Here is a 15,521-nt window from a genome sequence, read left to right as displayed (position 1 = left end):
GGCCTGCGCCTGCGCTTCGCCTACGTTGTTCAGCGAAACCGACAGGTCACGCAGCACCTGCGGGCTGTCACCCAGCGCCTGACGCAGCTGGCGGCGGATATCCAGGCTTTCGCGGAAGGCAACCAAGGCCTCGGTGCCCTGCCCGGCCTGCGCCTGCGCTTTGCCTACGTTGTCTAGCGAAACCGACAGGTCACGCAGCACCTGCGGACTGTCGCCCAGCGCATGACGCAGCTGGCGGCAAATCTCCAGACTTTCGCGGTAGGCAACCAAGGCCTCAGCACCCTGCCCGGCCTGCGCCTGCGCTTCGCCTACGTTGTTCAGCGAAACCGACAGGTCACGCAGCACCTGCGGGCTGTCACCCAGCGCCTGACGCAGCTGGCGGCAAATCTCCAAGCTTTCGCGGTAGGCAACCAAGGCCTCGGCGCCTTGCCCGGCCTGCGCCTGTGCATCGCCTACGTTGTCCAGCGAAACCGACAGGTCACGCAGCACCTGCGGGCTGTCGCCCAGCGCCTGACGCAGTTGGCGGCAAATCTCCAAGCTTTCGCGGTAAATGCCCAAAGCCTCAGTGATAGCACCCAGTTCAAGCTGAACATCACCCACTTCACTCAACGCAATGATTAACTCGCGCATCAACGCGGGGTCAGCTGGCTTTTTGGACAAGCGAGCGCGGGCATCAGCCACATTCGCTGACACAGGATTTAACTGCTGCATCACTACGGCCTGTGGGGAGCTGTTTTGCGTGTCTGCCAAACCCGCAGGCGCACTGGTTGCGGCAACAGGCTGCACCTTCGCGCTGTAAGAGCGGATATGCCATAAATCAGGTGCCAATTGCGCAACCTGCGTGCGCCAGGCTGCTGGAAGGCACAGCACCAAAGGCCTCGCATACTTGCGAACCAGCCATTCGCGGGCCTCGTTCAGGCGGGACAACAGTTCTGCGCGAGCCTGGTCCCATCCAGCGTCTTCAGTTCCGTCGATGGCAGTGAGTTGCACCCACACGGGCGCGCGGGCCTGCAAATGACGCGCTTGCTCCTGCATCCCCCGCAAAATTTCTTGCGCTGCAGTGCTGGCATGGGTGGGTTCCAGCACGCGCAGCGGTGCCGTGCGCATGGCCCATGTGTCGCTGGCCCATTGCTGGATGGATGCAACAGCACGCGCATCGGGCGCAAACAAGAAACACAGGCTCAGGCCGTCATTCCACTCCATGTGAAGGCGCATTTCGCGCCACACGGCCTCAGGGCTAAGTGCCTCGTCCTGGGCATTGAATGAATTCACGAGCCCAGCGCATCTTGCAAAAGGTAATGCACATCGCACCAGTCAGTGCCATTGCGGTAGTTCAGTATCACGCCGCTGTCAAACAGCCGGGCCAGCTGGTGCAGGTTTTTCATGGAGTCCAGCCCGTTGCCGTGGGTACGTCGCACATTGAGCAGCCAGGTCTTGTCCTCCGTGGCCAGCGGCATTTCGTTGCGCAGCACCTGCTCTGCCATCTGCGCCAGGCTGTCGCCCTGCAAAGGTGTAGGCGCATTGGCCACGCGGGCCTTGGTGCAGACCGATTTGATCAACCGAAAATAATCACGCACACTGCCGCTGGAGGCCAACGCCAGCCGGTTCAACATGGGCCGAGGAATCAGTTGCTCCACCTGTGGATAGCGCTTGAGCACTGAACAAACCATCAAATCCAGCCCAGGCTGATAAGGCCTGGCTTTGGGTGGAATGACGTCGGCAGCTGGCCTGTCCAGTGGGTCAGGCGACTCAAACACCTTGACGTGCGGCAGGGTACACACCGAAACGCCAAAATAAGAGCCAATGCGCGGTAGCAAAAAAGGAAGGTAAGGCGGCACGCTGTAAACCACATGAATGTGTTCGAGCTTCAAGTACTCGGCATTCTGGTCAAAGGTGCGGGAAATCGCGTCGTAGCAAACATGGGCATCTGCACCTGTGACCCGCAAGCGCTCAAGCGAGTCCAGAATCAGGATGACCTGCTTGTCCGCTCCATATTGCTCGTGTTGGCGCATGTCCTCACATACTCCTTTGGCAAACTCACGCACTTGCGCGGCCAAAGGTGCCACAGCCCCCGCCAACGAAGCAATCACTTTTTCGCGAAAGCTTGGATTGTCTTTTAGCTGTGCCTTGAGGCTCGAAGTAGCTCCGCCCAGTGGCAGCGAAGCACTGATTTCAGCCAGCTTTACCTCAGTCGTGGTCAAAAAATTCCACAGCCTGCGGGTGTAGCCTTCAGCCAGCCTGCTGCCCCCCAAAAATTCATCAGCGCCATCAGCCAAGGCAGCCACCAATGTCAACAGCAGCGTTTCCGTTTTGACGGGCTCCACCAGATTAAGGTATTCGCCCATGTCTGCGACGATGACCAGATGCCCCTGAGTGCGCAACTCAGCCGCCATACGGCGTAACTCAGTCGATTTGCCAACGCCCCGATGGCCCGTAAAAAGCCAGGTGCCGGGTCGCTCCGACATTTCAATGCCGACGCGCAACTCATCGACAGGACTAATTCCTTCCGAGGTGTGCATGCCGCTGACATACAACGCCTTATCACTGGCATTGCTGACATCCAGCGGACGCTCAAAATCCAGCGTACGGAACAAAGCTTCAAAACTGGCGGTCATGATGCGGAAAACTCCAGTGGATGGCAGGTTGTGCTTTACCTGCCATTAAACCCAAGCGGGTTGTGCAAGACGGAAAACGTGATTTTTTACAATCTTCTCGTTCCTATAAAAGCTGTAAATAGATCAAGCCAGTTCCTCCTTGCGGATGCGGGTAATCGGTGCCAGCACTGTGGTCAGCGCCTGCATTTGTGCCAGTGCTTCATTCATTTTGGCTTCGACACAGTCGTGCGTGAGGATGATGAGGTCGGTCTGGGTCGAGCCTTCGCCGCCCACTTCGTCGGCTTCGCGCTGCAGCACCGCGTCAATGCTGATGCCCAGCGACGCCAGAATGCCGGTCACGCTGGCCAGCACGCCGGCTTCGTCCGCCACGTTCAGGCGCAGGTAGTAACTGGTCACCACTTCACTCATCGGCACGATGGCCAAGTCGCTCATTGCGTCGGGCTGGAAGGCCAAATGTGGCACGCGGTGCTCAGGGTCAGCCGTGTGCAGGCGGGTGATGTCGACCAAATCGGCAATCACCGCGCTGGCAGTCGGCTCGCTGCCGGCACCCTTGCCGTAGTACAGCGTGGTGCCAACGGCATCGCCATTGACCACGACGGCGTTCATCGCGCCTTCGACGTTGGCCAGAAGGCGCTTGGACGGAATCAGGCTGGGATGTACGCGCAGCTCAATGCCATTGGCGGCGCGCTTGGTGATGCCCAGCAGCTTGATGCGGTAGCCGAGTTGTTCGGCGTAGCGAATGTCCTGCGCCGCCAGGTGCGTGATGCCCTCAATGTGGGCTTTGTCGAACTGCACCGGAATGCCGAAGGCAATCGCGCTCATGAGCGTAGCCTTGTGCGCCGCGTCCACGCCTTCGATGTCAAAGGTCGGGTCGGCTTCAGCGTAACCCAGGGCCTGCGCTTCTTTCAGCGCCACGTCAAAGTCCAGGCCCTTGTCGCGCATCTCGGACAGGATAAAGTTGGTCGTACCGTTGATGATGCCGGCAATCCACTGGATGGAGTTGGCGCTCAGGCCTTCGCGCAGCGCCTTGATGATGGGAATACCGCCGGCAACCGCCGCTTCAAAAGCAACCATCACCCCCTTGCGCTGGGCGGCTGCAAAAATCTCGGTGCCATGCACGGCGAGCAGCGCCTTGTTGGCCGTCACCACATGCTTGCCGGACTCGATGGCCTCCAACACCAGGGACTTGGCGATGCCGTAGCCGCCAATCAGCTCAATCACGATGTCGATGTCCGGGCTGGCAACCACTTTTCGTGCATCGTCCACCACCACAACGCCTTCGCCGACCAGCGTTTTGGCGCGCGCCACATCCAGGTCGGCCACCATGGTGATTTCGATGCCGCGACCGGCGCGTCGGCGAATCTCTTCCTGATTGCGCTGAAGCACATTAAAAGTACCGCTGCCCACGGTGCCAATGCCCAGAAGGCCTACCCGGATCGGGCTCAAATTCGTCGTCGTTTTTAGGTTCACCTGGAGTCCTGCTTGTCGTGGTTATGGCTTGCTGCCCCTTGAAACGGGGCAACGGAAAATTAAAGAATCAAACCAGCTTGTTGCGGTATTTTTCAAGAAACAGGGCAATTCGGCTGATCGCTTCACGAAGGTCTTCTTCATGCGGCAAGAAGACGATGCGGAAATGGTCTGGCGCGGCCCAGTTGAAGCCCGTCCCCTGCACCAGCAGAACCTTGGTTTCCTTGAGTAATTCAAGGAAAAATTGCCGGTCGTCGGTAATCGGGTACACCTCGGGGTCAAGCCGGGGAAACATGTAAAGCGCCGCACTGGGCTTGACGCAGCTCACGCCCGGAATGGCGGTGATCAGCTTGTAAGCCAGATCACGCTGGCGCCGCAGGCGGCCGCCCTCGCCCACCAGGTCATTGATGCTTTGGTAGCCGCCCAAAGCCGTCTGGATGGCCCACTGGCCCGGTACGTTGGAGCACAGCTTCATGTTGGCCAGCATATTCAGCCCCTCGACGTAATCCTGCGCCCTTTTCTTGGGACCCGAGACGACCAGCCAGCCAGCGCGATAGCCGCAAGAGCGGTAGCTCTTTGAGAGTGAATTAAAGGTCAGTGTCAGCACGTCGGTGGACAAGCTGGCCAGCGCCGTGTGCTTTACGCCGTCGTACAAAACCTTGTCATACACCTCGTCAGCAAAAATCACCAAGCCATGGGTGCGCGCGATGTCGACAATGCCTTTGAGCAATTCGTCGGAATACAGCGCGCCAGTCGGGTTGTTGGGGTTAATGACAACGATGCCCTTGGTGCGGGGCGTGATCTTGGCGCGAATATCGTCCAGGTCGGGCATCCAGCCGTTCGCTTCGTCGCATATATAGTGAACCGGTGTGCCGCCCGACAGGCTGGTTGAGGCCGTCCACAAAGGGTAGTCGGGCGAAGGCAGCAGCAGCTCGTCACCATTGTCGAGCAACGCGTTGGTCGCCATAGAGATCAATTCGCTGGCACCGTTGCCCAAGTAGATATCGTCCAGCGTGACGCCCTTGATGCCTTGCTTCTGGGTCTCGTGCATCACCGCCTTGCGCGCTGCAAATATGCCCTTGCTGTCTGAATAACCAGCCGATCCGGGCAAATTGCGGATCATGTCCTGCTGGACTTCCTCGGGCGCATCGAAACCGAACACCGCCAGATTACCCAGATTGAGCTTGATCAGCTTTTGGCCTTCCTCTTCCATCTGTTTGGCTGTGTCCATGATCGGGCCACGGATGTCATAGAGCACATTGGCCAGTTTGGCAGACTTGGTGATCGGTTTCATGTCACTCTTTTTGAAGGGGTTGGGCCCAATCCGCTTTGCCGACTGCACAGACAAAGGGAGGCAAACATCAGCGCAGCTAGAGGCGATTTGGACGGAATCTATAATTTGACCACATAAAACGCTGATTTTTGCTTGCAAGCAGCAGTCCATGAATGTTGGCTCATGGGCGTTTTTACTGACACTCCTACTGTGGATATTTTATGAAACTTCAACCTGACCGCCTTGATGTCCAGTCCATTCTTGCCTACGGCGCAGGCTGGGTGGGACTGGGAAGTAACGGCGTTGCTGAAAAAATCGACTACAGCATCGTGATTGGTTCGCGTGGCGAGAAATTCGCATGGAATTGCACCCGCTTCGACCAACTCACCGCAGAGCACTTTGCGTTGCTGGCAAGCCTGAAGCCCGAACTGGTTATTTTTGGCAGTGGTACCCGCCTGCAATTTCCACCACCCCTCTTTTTGCAAGGCCTGATGGCACAGCGCATAGGGCTTGAAACCATGGACACGCTGGCAGCTTGTCGCACCTACAACATTCTGGCCGGAGAAGGCCGGCACGTCATCGCAGCACTGCTGATTGAACCCCAAGAGGCATGAGCGCTTGAGTATTCCCCTTTCAGAGTAAAATATAGGGTTGCATTTGGCACCGCACCCAAGGATTTTCATCCGGCTTCCTTGGCAAAGGCCGCGGCTAATTACAACTACTTTCGTCAGGGTCCCCTCAGTATGGCAGTCGTCGTCAACAAACCTCTTCCCGAATTTGAAGCGCTCGCAACCGGCGGCCTCAAAGTTTCAAATCAAACGCATCTGGGCAAAGTGGTCGTGCTGTTTTTTTACCCCAAAGATAACACTCCGGGCTGCACCACAGAAGCCATGCAGTTCCGCGACCATTACAAGGATTTCGTCAAGGCCGATGCCACCGTCTTTGGTGTTTCGCGTGACAACATGAAGTCTCACGACGATTTCAAATCCAAGCTGGAACTCCCGTTCGAGTTGATTGCAGACACAGAAGAAAAAATGTGTCACATGTTCGGCGTGGTCAAAAACAAGATCATGTATGGCAAAAAAGTAAAAGGTATTGAGCGCAGCACTTTTCTGGTCGGTGCAGACGGTCTTTTGAAAGAAGAGTGGCGTGGCCTCAAAGTCCCGGGCCATGTCGAGGAAGTCCTGAAGGCCGTCAAAGGGCTTAAAAAAGAAGCTTGACCGTTGCCGGCCCTGGTCATGTGAGTTGTGCATAATGAACTCATGACGTTGACTATTGCGCCCACGCTCAAAGAAAAAGCCGCCACTGGTTCAGTGGCGGCTTTTTTAATTTCTGAAACTACGTTTAGAGAGTTTTAAGCCCTATGCCCCTGCCCCCTGCCCCGACCAAACGCGCCGCCCTGCTTTCGGCTGATCTGCTGAATACACCTGCAAGCACGCCTTTGCCCAAAGCGCCCGCAAAGACGGTACGCGCACAAACTGCCAAAAAGCCTGCGGTGCTCCTCGACTTGCCAGCCAGCCGCATGGCAAGTCCTGACACTCATCCCGTTATTTCTGCAGAAAAAACGTCAGCCAGTTCTGTAGACATCCGCAAAAACAGTCCTGAAAAAGTTATCGCCACGTTGCCGAAGCCCGCGCACAGGCCCAAGAAAACACGGCCTTCAGGCCAAACCAAGCTGTTCGTGCTGGACACCAATGTCTTGATGCACGACCCAATGTGCCTTTTCCGCTTTGAAGAGCATGATATTTTTCTGCCCATGATCGTGCTTGAAGAGCTCGATGGCCATAAAAAAGGCATGACCGAAGTGGCCCGCAACGCGCGTCAGACCAGTCGTTCACTGGACGCGCTGGCCGGTACGCATGGCGCCGATATCGGCAAAGGCCTCAAACTGGACACGACCGGCCACCGAGAGGCCGGCGGTTGCCTGTTTTTCCAGACCAGAGTGCTGGACTACACGCTGCCCACAAGCCTTCCCCAAGGAAAAGCGGACAACCAGATCCTGGGCGTGGTCGAAGCGCTTCGCAAGGAGTATGCACCGCGTGAGGTGGTGCTGGTGTCCAAGGACATCAACATGCGCGTCAAGGCGCGGGCGCTGGGCCTGGCCACCGACGACTACCAAAACGACAAGGTGCTGGAGGACGGCGACTTGCTGTATGCCGGTTCCCTCGCACTTCCGAATGATTTCTGGACGCGTCAAAGCAAAACCATTGAAAGCTGGCAACAGGGCATACATACTTTCTACCGCATCACCGGCCCCATCGTGTCCGGCTTGCTGATCAACCAGTTTGTATTTTTTGAGTCCCCCGGCGAGCCGTCACTGTATGCGCGCGTCACTGAAATTCAGGGAAAGACAGCGGTTTTGAAGACCCTGAAGGACTACACCCATCTCAAAAATTCGATTTGGGGCGTCACCATGCGCAACCGCGAGCAGAACTTTGCGATGAACCTGCTGATGGATCCGGAAGTGGACTTCGTCACGCTGGCCGGCACGGCCGGCACGGGCAAAACGCTGATGGCCCTTGCCAGCGGCCTGACGCAAGTGCTTGATGACCGCCGCTATACCGAAATCATCATGACCCGCGCCACGGTGTCGGTCGGTGAAGACATCGGCTTTCTGCCCGGCACCGAAGAAGAAAAAATGGGCCCCTGGATGGGAGCGCTCGACGACAACCTGGAAGTGCTGGGCAAAGCCGATGGCGGCTCCGGCGAATGGGGACGAGCTGCAACCAATGAGTTGATCCGCTCGCGCATCAAAGTCAAGAGCATGAACTTCATGCGTGGCCGCACTTTTTTGAACAAGTACGTGATCATTGACGAAGCACAAAACCTGACGCCCAAGCAGATGAAAACCCTCATTACCCGCGCGGGTCCGGGCACCAAGATTGTTTGCATGGGCAATCTGGCACAAATCGATACGCCTTACCTGACCGAAGGCTCTTCAGGCATGACGTTTGCCGTAGATCGCTTCAAGGGCTGGCCGCACGGTGGCCACATCACACTGGCGCGTGGTGAACGTTCGCGACTGGCAGATTTCGCCAGCGAAGTGCTTTAACGCAAGCGATTCGCCCTCACCCGGCAAGCCGGGTGATTTCAACCCAGAGCCAGTCAAGGCGACCCAACACGGTCGCGTTGACTGGCTCTGATTTTTTTGGCGGGCTGGTTTCATTTAAAAAGACACAATGGCAGGTCGTTCAATCAAAGTCCGTCTTTCGCCCCCTTTCTCGTGCGTGACGCCATCGCGGATGTGGTGAATGCGCTTGAAGGTGGGAATGATTTTTTCGTCGTGCGTCACGACGATGACGGGCGCTCTGCAGCCTGCGCGCCATGTCGTCAAAAATGCGCACCACCGCCATGGCGCGCACTGAACCCTGCGGCGCGGTCGGTTCATCGACCAGAATGACGGGCGGGCTATTGGGCAGCTTTACCCGCGCCTCGATTGCACTTGATGTGGCGCAGCAGGCCCGGCCACCCGGCCTGAGCGAAGACCCGCCACCGCCGCCCATCGCCCTGCGCGATGTGGCCAGGCTGGCGCTGGTGATTCCCGGCCGCCCCAACGCCTCCGCATGCATGTGGAATCAGAAATGGCCGGTATCGGCCGCCGGCCCGTGATTGCGTTGGAGCCACCTTGACGCAGCAAGCTACGCTGGCGTTGATCGAAAGCACGGTCAAAACCCAATTCACCCCAAGCTGAAAATACTATTAAAACAATAGCTGCTTGCGACCGTCCTGCATGCGCTACAGCCCTGTTTTTCATATTTTTCTGGAATTTGACCCGCGCACAGCCCCTTGCGTTGCGAAGTTTTGACCGCAATGCTGGTTTGCAGCCACCGGAGAGCGTTTTTTAATCCTATTGGGCAGCCGTTAAAGAGGCCGTTCCAAGCCAGATCGCAGGCTACGCACCGCACGCCAGCTGCAGGGCGAGCGCCACATTTGCGCGCCGCTATGCCTGAGCCAATGCAATGCAACAGCTGCGACATAATCCAGCCGACAGCGCACTTTTTGCCTCAACCGTCCCCTCATTTCACAGGAACCTCTTCAATGCTCATTCTTCATGGCTACTGGCTGTCACTGGCCACCTACCGCGTGCGCGCCGCGCTCAAGTTCAAGGGTGTGGCTTTTGAAGAGCGCATGCACGACCTGTCCGGCGGCCATCATCACCAACCGGCTTTTCTGGCGCTCAACCCGGCTGCTGCCGTGCCCACGCTGGAAGGCGGCACGCCCGAGCCGCTGACGCAAAGCCTGGCTATTTTGGAATGGCTCGAAGAAACCCATCCCACGCCGCCACTGCTGCCATCAGACGCCGCCGGTCGGGCACGCGTGCGGGCGATGTTTTTATTGGCCGCTGCCGACACGCATCCGCTGGCCGTGCCGCGCGTTCAAAAGCGCCTGGCCGCGCAGTTTGGCGCTGACGAGGCGGCAGGCCGCGAATGGGCGGCCCACTGGTATCGCGAAGGGTTGGTGGCTTATGAAGCGCTGCTGCCCGAGGGCGCCACGCGCTGCCACGGCGAAATGCTGAGCCTGGCCGACTTGGCGCTGGCCAGTCATTTGATTGGTGCGGAACGCTTTGGCGTCGAGGTGTCGGCGTTTGCCCGCGTGGCAGCGGTGCAGGCGTCGCTGTTCAAGCTGCCCGAGATTGAATCGTCGCATCCGCGCTATCAGGCCGGTGCTATTGCAGCTTGAAGATCACGGCTCACAACGAGCCTTGAGCGGCCATTTAACAGTAAAAACAGCCTCTGGCGCATGCAGGACGGGCGCAAGCCGCTATTTAATCCATAGCAGCATGCGCCTTTTCTTTTACTCAGCCGCTGCTGCAAACTTGAACACGCCCGGCTCGCGGATCGGATCCACGTCAACCGGAATCGTGCTCTTGGGCGCAAAGCGGCCTTCGAGCAGCAATTTCGACAGCGGGTTTTCAATCCGCTGCTGAATTGCGCGCTTGAGAGGCCGCGCGCCAAACACCGGGTCAAACCCGACCTTGGCCAGCTCGGCAATCGCCGCTTCTGACACCTGCAGCGTCAAGTCCATCTTGGCCAGCCGCTCTGTCAGCACCTTGAGCTGGATGCGGGCAATCGACTCGATATTTTTTGCGTCCAGAGAATGGAACACCACCGTTTCGTCGATGCGGTTCAAAAATTCCGGCCGGAAGTAGTTTTTCAACTCATCGGTCACGGCATCCTTGATTTCTTCATACGGTTTGCCGACCATCGACTGGATGATGGGCGAGCCGATGTTGCTGGTCATGACAATCACGGTGTTCTTGAAATCCACCGTGCGGCCCTGGCCATCGGTCAGCCGGCCATCGTCGAGCACTTGCAGCAGCACATTGAACACGTCCGGGTGGGCCTTTTCCACCTCATCGAGCAGCAACACACTGTAGGGCTTGCGGCGGACCGCTTCAGTCAAATAGCCGCCTTCTTCGTAACCGACATAGCCCGGCGGCGCGCCAATCAGGCGGGCGACTGAATGCTTTTCCATGAACTCGCTCATGTCGACGCGGATCAAATGGTCTTCGCTGTCGAACAAAAAGCCGGCCAAGGCCTTGCACAACTCGGTCTTGCCAACACCTGTGGGGCCGAGAAACAAGAAGGAGCCGGTCGGGCGGTTCGGGTCACTCAGGCCCGAGCGCGAACGGCGAATCGCGTTGGAAACGGCTTGAATCGCTTCATCCTGCCCCACCACGCGGTCATGCAGCTTGCCTTCCATCTGCAGCAGCTTGTCTTTTTCGCCCTGCATCATTTTGGCCACCGGAATGCCCGTCGCGCGGCTGACGACTTCCGCAATTTCTTCAGCACCAACCTGTGTGCGCAGCAGCTTGGGCGCGTTGTTCACGCCTTTGTGGGCTTCGCTTTCCTGCGCAGTTTTGAGCCGCTTTTCCAGCTCGGGTAGCTTGCCGTATTGCAGTTCAGCGACCTTGTTGAAATCACCTTTGCGGGTAAATTCTTCAATCTGGATGCGGATGCGGTCGATTTCTTCCATCACGTCTTTGGAGCCGAGCGCCTGGGCGCGTTCCGCCTGCAAAATTTCGTTCAAGTCCGCAATTTCTTTTTGCAGCTTCTCGATTTCTTCCTCAATCAAGCCAAAGCGCTTTTGTGACGCTTCGTCTTTTTCACGCCGGACCGCTTCGCGCTCGATTTGCAGCTGGATCAGCCTGCGTTCGAGTTTGTCAATCACTTCGGGCTTGGAGTCGCGCTCAATACTGACCTTGCTGGCGGCTTCATCAATCAGGTCGATGGCTTTGTCGGGCAGAAAACGGTCGGTGATGTAACGGTGGCTCAACTCGGCGGCGGCCACGATGGCCGGGTCGGTAATCTGCACGCCGTGGTGCAACTCGTAGCGTTCTTTCAACCCGCGCAAAATGGCAATGGTGGCCTCGACGCTCGGCTCGCCGACCAGGATTTTCTGGAAGCGGCGCTCCAGCGCAGCGTCTTTTTCAATGTATTTGCGGTATTCGTCCAGCGTGGTCGCGCCCACACAATGCAATTCGCCGCGCGCCAGGGCGGGCTTGAGCATGTTGCCTGCATCCATCGCGCCTTCGCCTTTGCCAGCGCCGACCATGGTGTGCAACTCGTCAATGAAAACGATGGTCTGGCCTTCTTCCTGCGCCAATTCCTTAAGTACGGTTTTCAGCCGCTCTTCAAATTCGCCGCGAAACTTGGCGCCGGCCACCAGCGCGGCCATATCAAGCGACAGCACGCGTTTGCCTTTGAGCGAATCAGGCACTTCCCCGGCCACGATGCGCTGGGCCAAGCCTTCAACAATCGCGGTTTTTCCAACGCCGGGTTCACCGATCAACACTGGATTATTTTTGGTGCGGCGTTGCAGCACCTGAATGGCACGGCGGATTTCATCATCGCGGCCAATCACCGGGTCGAGCTTGCCCAGGCGGGCGCGCTCGGTCAGGTCCATACAGTATTTTTTGAGGGCTTCGCGCTGGCCTTCGGCGTCAGGGTTGTTCACGTTCTGGCCCCCGCGCACGGCGTCAATCGCGGCTTCCAGCGCCTTGCGGGTCAGCCCGTTCTCACGCGCAATGCGGCCCACGTCGGCTTTGCTGTCGGTCAAGGCCAGCAGGAAAAGCTCGCCCGCGATGAACTGGTCATTGCGTTTGATGGATTCTTTTTCAGTCGCCTGCAGCAGTTTGGCCAATTCCTGGCCCACCTGGATCTGGTCTTGCCCCTGCACTTGCGGCAGTTTTTTGACGGCCACATCGGCCGCTTGTGCCAAGCCCTTGACGTTGACGCCGGCCCGCTCCAGCAAAGCACGCGGCCCGTCGTCCTGGCGCAGCATGGCGGCCAGCAAATGCGCGGGCTCGATGTACCCGTTGTCATTGCCTAAAGCCAGCGACTGTGCGTCGCTCAGGGCTTCCTGGAACTTGGTGGTGAGTTTGTCTTGTCGCATGAAATCTCCGGTAGAACTTTAAAAGTCTGACCTTGAGAATCTTGGGGCTTTTACGCAGCTTTGCAAGCAGCCAACACGCCGCAAGCGTTTGAAGCGAAGTGAAACTTGACGCAGATCAAGCCTCAATGCCGAGGTTCAGGCGTTTGAAGCGCTGATACCCCACTTGGCCAATGCCGCATCGTCGCTGACGCGCGCATCAACCCAGCGCGCGCCATCCGGTGTTTCTTCTTTTTTCCAGAACGGTGCCTGGGTTTTCAGGTAGTCCATCAAGAACTCGCACGCCCTGAAGCTTTCTCCCCGATGCGCTGATGTGACGGCCACCATAACAACCTGGTCGAGCGGCTGCAACAGGCCGACCCGATGAATCACCCGGGCGGCAAAAATATCAAAGCGCGTAATGGCTTCGTCAATCATCGCTTCGATGGCTTTTTCGGTCATGCCGGGGTAATGCTCCAGCTCCATGCTGCTGACGCTCAAGCCATCATTGCGGTCACGCACGGTGCCCGTGAAAGTACAGATGGCACCGACACGCTTGTCGCTCTTGCGCAGCGCATCGACCTCTTCGGCAAGGTTGAAGTCTTCAGGGGTAATGAGTACGCGAGGAGTCTGCATGCGCTTGATTTTGTCACCAACTGGACGCGCAAAAAAAAGCCTTAGCGAAAATCGCTAAGGCTTTTTTTATATTTTGGCTCCTCGACCTGGGCTCGAACCAGGGACCTACGGATTAACAGTCCGGCGCTCTACCAACTGAGCTATCGAGGAATCTAGCCTCAAATTATAGCGTCAAATTTAATACTTTTTGACGTCCGCATTTCTTAGTGCGTGTTTGGCAAAAGTTTTTATCAGCTCAGCTCGTCGCGCAGCAAGTCAGCAAAGCACAAAACGCCAGTCTTCACCGTTCAGGCAGCCGGGTGAACACGTTGCAATTTTTTGAATCTGCAAAAGCAAACTGATAATCAGAAGGTTAAACCCGATGCATTGCAGGGCCGCCCATACTGGCGCCTGCATCCCTTTACTGACCCGGAAACCTCCATGCTCAAAACCTCGATCGATAAAAACAAAATCAAATTCCTCTTGCTCGAAGGAATTCACCCCTCTGCCATCGAAGTCCTCAACGCGGCAGGCTACACGCAAATTGAAAGCTTGCCGGGCGCATTGCCTGACGATGAACTCAAACGCAAAATTGCCGACGTCCACTTTGTCGGCATCCGCTCACGCACGCAACTCACCGCCGAAGTGCTGGCCCAGGCCTCCAAACTGGCAGCCATCGGCTGCTTTTGTATCGGCACCAACCAGGTAGATTTGATGGCTGCACGCGAACGCGGTATTGCCGTGTTCAATGCACCCTTCTCCAATACCCGATCGGTTGCCGAGCTGGTGTTGGCTGAAGCCATTTTGTTGCTGCGCGGTGTGCCTGAGAAAAGTGCCGTTGCACACCGGGGCGGCTGGCTCAAGTCGGCTGAAAATGCTTTTGAAATTCGCGGCAAGACACTGGGCATCGTCGGCTACGGCTCTATCGGCACGCAGTTGTCAGTCCTGGCAGAAGGACTGGGCATGCGTGTGGTGTTTTTTGATGTGGTGACCAAACTTCCACTGGGCAATGCGCATCAGGTTGCCAAGCTTGACGATTTGCTGGGCCAATCTGACGTGGTTTCCCTGCATGTTCCTGAAACCCAGGCGACGCAATGGATGATAGGTGCCGCACAAATTGCCGCCATGAAACCCGGTAGCGTGCTGATCAATGCTTCGCGCGGAACGGTGGTCGAAATCGAGCCGCTGGCCGAAGCGCTGCGTCAGAAAAAATTGCTGGGCGCTGCCATTGACGTGTTTCCGGTCGAGCCGCGCAGCAACAAGGACATGTTCGAGTCCCCGCTGCGCGGTCTGGACAATGTGATTTTGACGCCGCATGTGGGCGGATCAACGATGGAAGCGCAAGCCAACATCGGCATAGAAGTGGCGGAAAAACTTGTCAAGTACAGCGACAACGGCACCTCGACTTCTTCTGTCAATTTCCCAGAAGTGGCGTTGCCAGCGCACCCGGGCAAGCACCGGCTGCTGCATATCCACCGCAACGTGCCGGGCGTCCTGTCGGAAATCAACCGGGTTTTTTCCGACAACCACATCAACATTGCTTCACAGTTTCTGCAAACCAATGAATCCGTCGGTTATGTGGTGATTGATATTGACGCAACCAATTCAGACATGGCGCTGGCCAAACTGGCTGACGTTGCGGGAACCATCCGGAGCCGCGTGCTGTTTTAAGAGCACTCAAAGAAAGCGCTTTTTGCTATTATTTAAATAGCATTAAGTGCCCATCCTGCTTGCGCAACAAGCCATTTTTGTCAATTTTTCCTTAGCGCGCATGATAGTGCGCATGATAGTGCGCATCTTGACAGCAAGAGCAGCTTCAAAAACTCAGTTTGCTGCTGAAACAGGCTGGCTTGCAGGCGCTTGCAGCCCCAGCAGATTGGCAAGCGCTGCTGTGGACATCGAACCTTCTTGCGTCACCAGCGCGCCCGTTTGCGCATGCGTTCCGATGATGGTCGGGATCGAGGCAAAACCGAAACGGGCCATCAATTCGGTGTTTTTTGCAATCGAGGCTTTGTACGCATCCAGGTTTCCTGCTGCACTGATGCCGCCCTGCTTTGCCAGCAAAGACACTTCATGCGCCTCCATCGTAAGCGTCCGCCCAGTACCCGTATTGAAATTCAAGACTCAGTCTGGTGGAGCCACTGGTTGATTTCGGCCACGTCGAATGCGGCAGGGTCAAA

At 57.1% G+C, this 15,521-nt stretch carries 13 protein-coding genes, 1 tRNA gene and 1 pseudogene; 6 read left to right on the top strand and 9 right to left on the bottom strand.

Going from position 1 to position 15,521, the window contains the following annotated elements; all coding sequences use genetic code 11:
* The 4 genes from RCH06_RS17150 to RCH06_RS17135 all read right to left on the bottom strand — a co-directional run.
* Window positions 1-1,272, bottom strand: a 1,272-nt coding sequence (locus RCH06_RS17150; RefSeq protein ID WP_327082676.1) for a tetratricopeptide repeat protein, incomplete at its 3' end; no start/stop codon positions are given.
* The gene (locus tag RCH06_RS17145) at window positions 1,269-2,615 is read right to left on the bottom strand and encodes a hypothetical protein (RefSeq protein ID WP_327082675.1); all 1,347 of its coding nucleotides are present in this window, start codon (window positions 2,613-2,615) and stop codon (window positions 1,269-1,271) included. The genes RCH06_RS17145 and RCH06_RS17150, both read right to left, overlap by 4 nt.
* Window positions 2,616-2,738: 123 nt before the next feature.
* Window positions 2,739-4,061, bottom strand: a complete 1,323-nt coding sequence (locus tag RCH06_RS17140) for a homoserine dehydrogenase (RefSeq protein WP_327082677.1) — start codon at window positions 4,059-4,061, stop codon at window positions 2,739-2,741.
* 91 nt (window positions 4,062-4,152) lie between these two features.
* A complete protein-coding gene (locus RCH06_RS17135) occupies window positions 4,153-5,376 on the bottom strand; it encodes a pyridoxal phosphate-dependent aminotransferase (protein ID WP_327082674.1) in 1,224 nt (407 codons plus the stop codon).
* A gap of 200 nt (window positions 5,377-5,576) precedes the next feature.
* On the opposite strand from RCH06_RS17135, the gene RCH06_RS17130 reads away from it, so the two are divergent.
* The 3 genes from RCH06_RS17130 (at window position 5,577) to RCH06_RS17120 (ending at window position 8,407) form a co-directional block, all read left to right on the top strand.
* A complete protein-coding gene (locus RCH06_RS17130; protein WP_327082673.1) occupies window positions 5,577-5,969 on the top strand; it encodes an Mth938-like domain-containing protein in 393 nt (130 codons plus the stop codon).
* A gap of 129 nt (window positions 5,970-6,098) precedes the next feature.
* The gene (locus RCH06_RS17125) at window positions 6,099-6,575 is read left to right on the top strand and encodes a peroxiredoxin (RefSeq protein WP_327082672.1); all 477 of its coding nucleotides are present in this window, start codon (window positions 6,099-6,101) and stop codon (window positions 6,573-6,575) included.
* Window positions 6,576-6,718: 143 nt separating this feature from the next.
* Window positions 6,719-8,407, top strand: a complete 1,689-nt coding sequence (locus RCH06_RS17120) for a PhoH family protein (protein WP_327082671.1) — start codon at window positions 6,719-6,721, stop codon at window positions 8,405-8,407.
* A 114-nt stretch (window positions 8,408-8,521) separates the two neighbouring features.
* Here RCH06_RS17120 and RCH06_RS17115 read toward each other — a convergent pair.
* Window positions 8,522-8,774 (bottom strand): annotated as a pseudogene (locus tag RCH06_RS17115) (hypothetical protein); the annotation flags it as partial.
* On the opposite strand from RCH06_RS17115, the gene RCH06_RS17110 reads away from it, so the two are divergent.
* Together RCH06_RS17110 and maiA are read left to right on the top strand one after the other, a co-directional pair.
* On the top strand, window positions 8,680-8,964 hold the full coding sequence (locus RCH06_RS17110) for a hypothetical protein (RefSeq protein WP_327082678.1): 285 nt from the start codon (window positions 8,680-8,682) through the stop codon (window positions 8,962-8,964). The pseudogene RCH06_RS17115 and the gene RCH06_RS17110 sit on opposite strands and share 95 nt — an antisense overlap.
* A 429-nt stretch (window positions 8,965-9,393) precedes the next feature.
* Window positions 9,394-10,035 (top strand): maleylacetoacetate isomerase, encoded by a 642-nt coding sequence (maiA, locus tag RCH06_RS17105; RefSeq protein WP_327082670.1) that lies wholly within the window; start codon window positions 9,394-9,396, stop codon window positions 10,033-10,035.
* A gap of 114 nt (window positions 10,036-10,149) precedes the next feature.
* Here maiA and clpB read toward each other — a convergent pair whose 3' ends face one another.
* From clpB to RCH06_RS17090, 3 genes are all read right to left on the bottom strand, one after another.
* Complete coding sequence (clpB, locus tag RCH06_RS17100; RefSeq protein WP_327082669.1) at window positions 10,150-12,750, bottom strand: ATP-dependent chaperone ClpB; 2,601 nt, start codon at window positions 12,748-12,750, stop codon at window positions 10,150-10,152.
* A 135-nt stretch (window positions 12,751-12,885) separates the two neighbouring features.
* The gene (moaE, locus tag RCH06_RS17095; protein ID WP_327082668.1) at window positions 12,886-13,362 is read right to left on the bottom strand and encodes a molybdopterin synthase catalytic subunit MoaE; all 477 of its coding nucleotides are present in this window, start codon (window positions 13,360-13,362) and stop codon (window positions 12,886-12,888) included.
* Between the two features lie 74 nt (window positions 13,363-13,436).
* A tRNA-Asn gene (locus RCH06_RS17090) sits at window positions 13,437-13,512 on the bottom strand.
* A gap of 270 nt (window positions 13,513-13,782) precedes the next feature.
* Here RCH06_RS17090 and serA point away from each other — a divergent pair.
* Complete coding sequence (gene serA / locus RCH06_RS17085) at window positions 13,783-15,012, top strand: phosphoglycerate dehydrogenase (RefSeq protein ID WP_327082667.1); 1,230 nt, start codon at window positions 13,783-13,785, stop codon at window positions 15,010-15,012.
* 153 nt (window positions 15,013-15,165) lie between these two features.
* Here the strand turns inward: serA and RCH06_RS17080 are convergent, their stop codons facing one another.
* Window positions 15,166-15,411, bottom strand: coding sequence for a hypothetical protein (locus RCH06_RS17080; RefSeq protein ID WP_327082666.1), 246 nt, complete (start codon window positions 15,409-15,411; stop codon window positions 15,166-15,168).
* Between the last annotated feature and the right edge of the window lie 110 nt (window positions 15,412-15,521).

This window comes from Polaromonas sp. CG_9.5, from assembly GCF_035984465.1.
Lineage (GTDB): Bacteria > Pseudomonadota > Gammaproteobacteria > Burkholderiales > Burkholderiaceae_C > Polaromonas.
The sequence above is the reverse complement of the archived record's forward strand: the minus strand, read 5'-3'. Positions and strand labels throughout refer to the sequence as shown.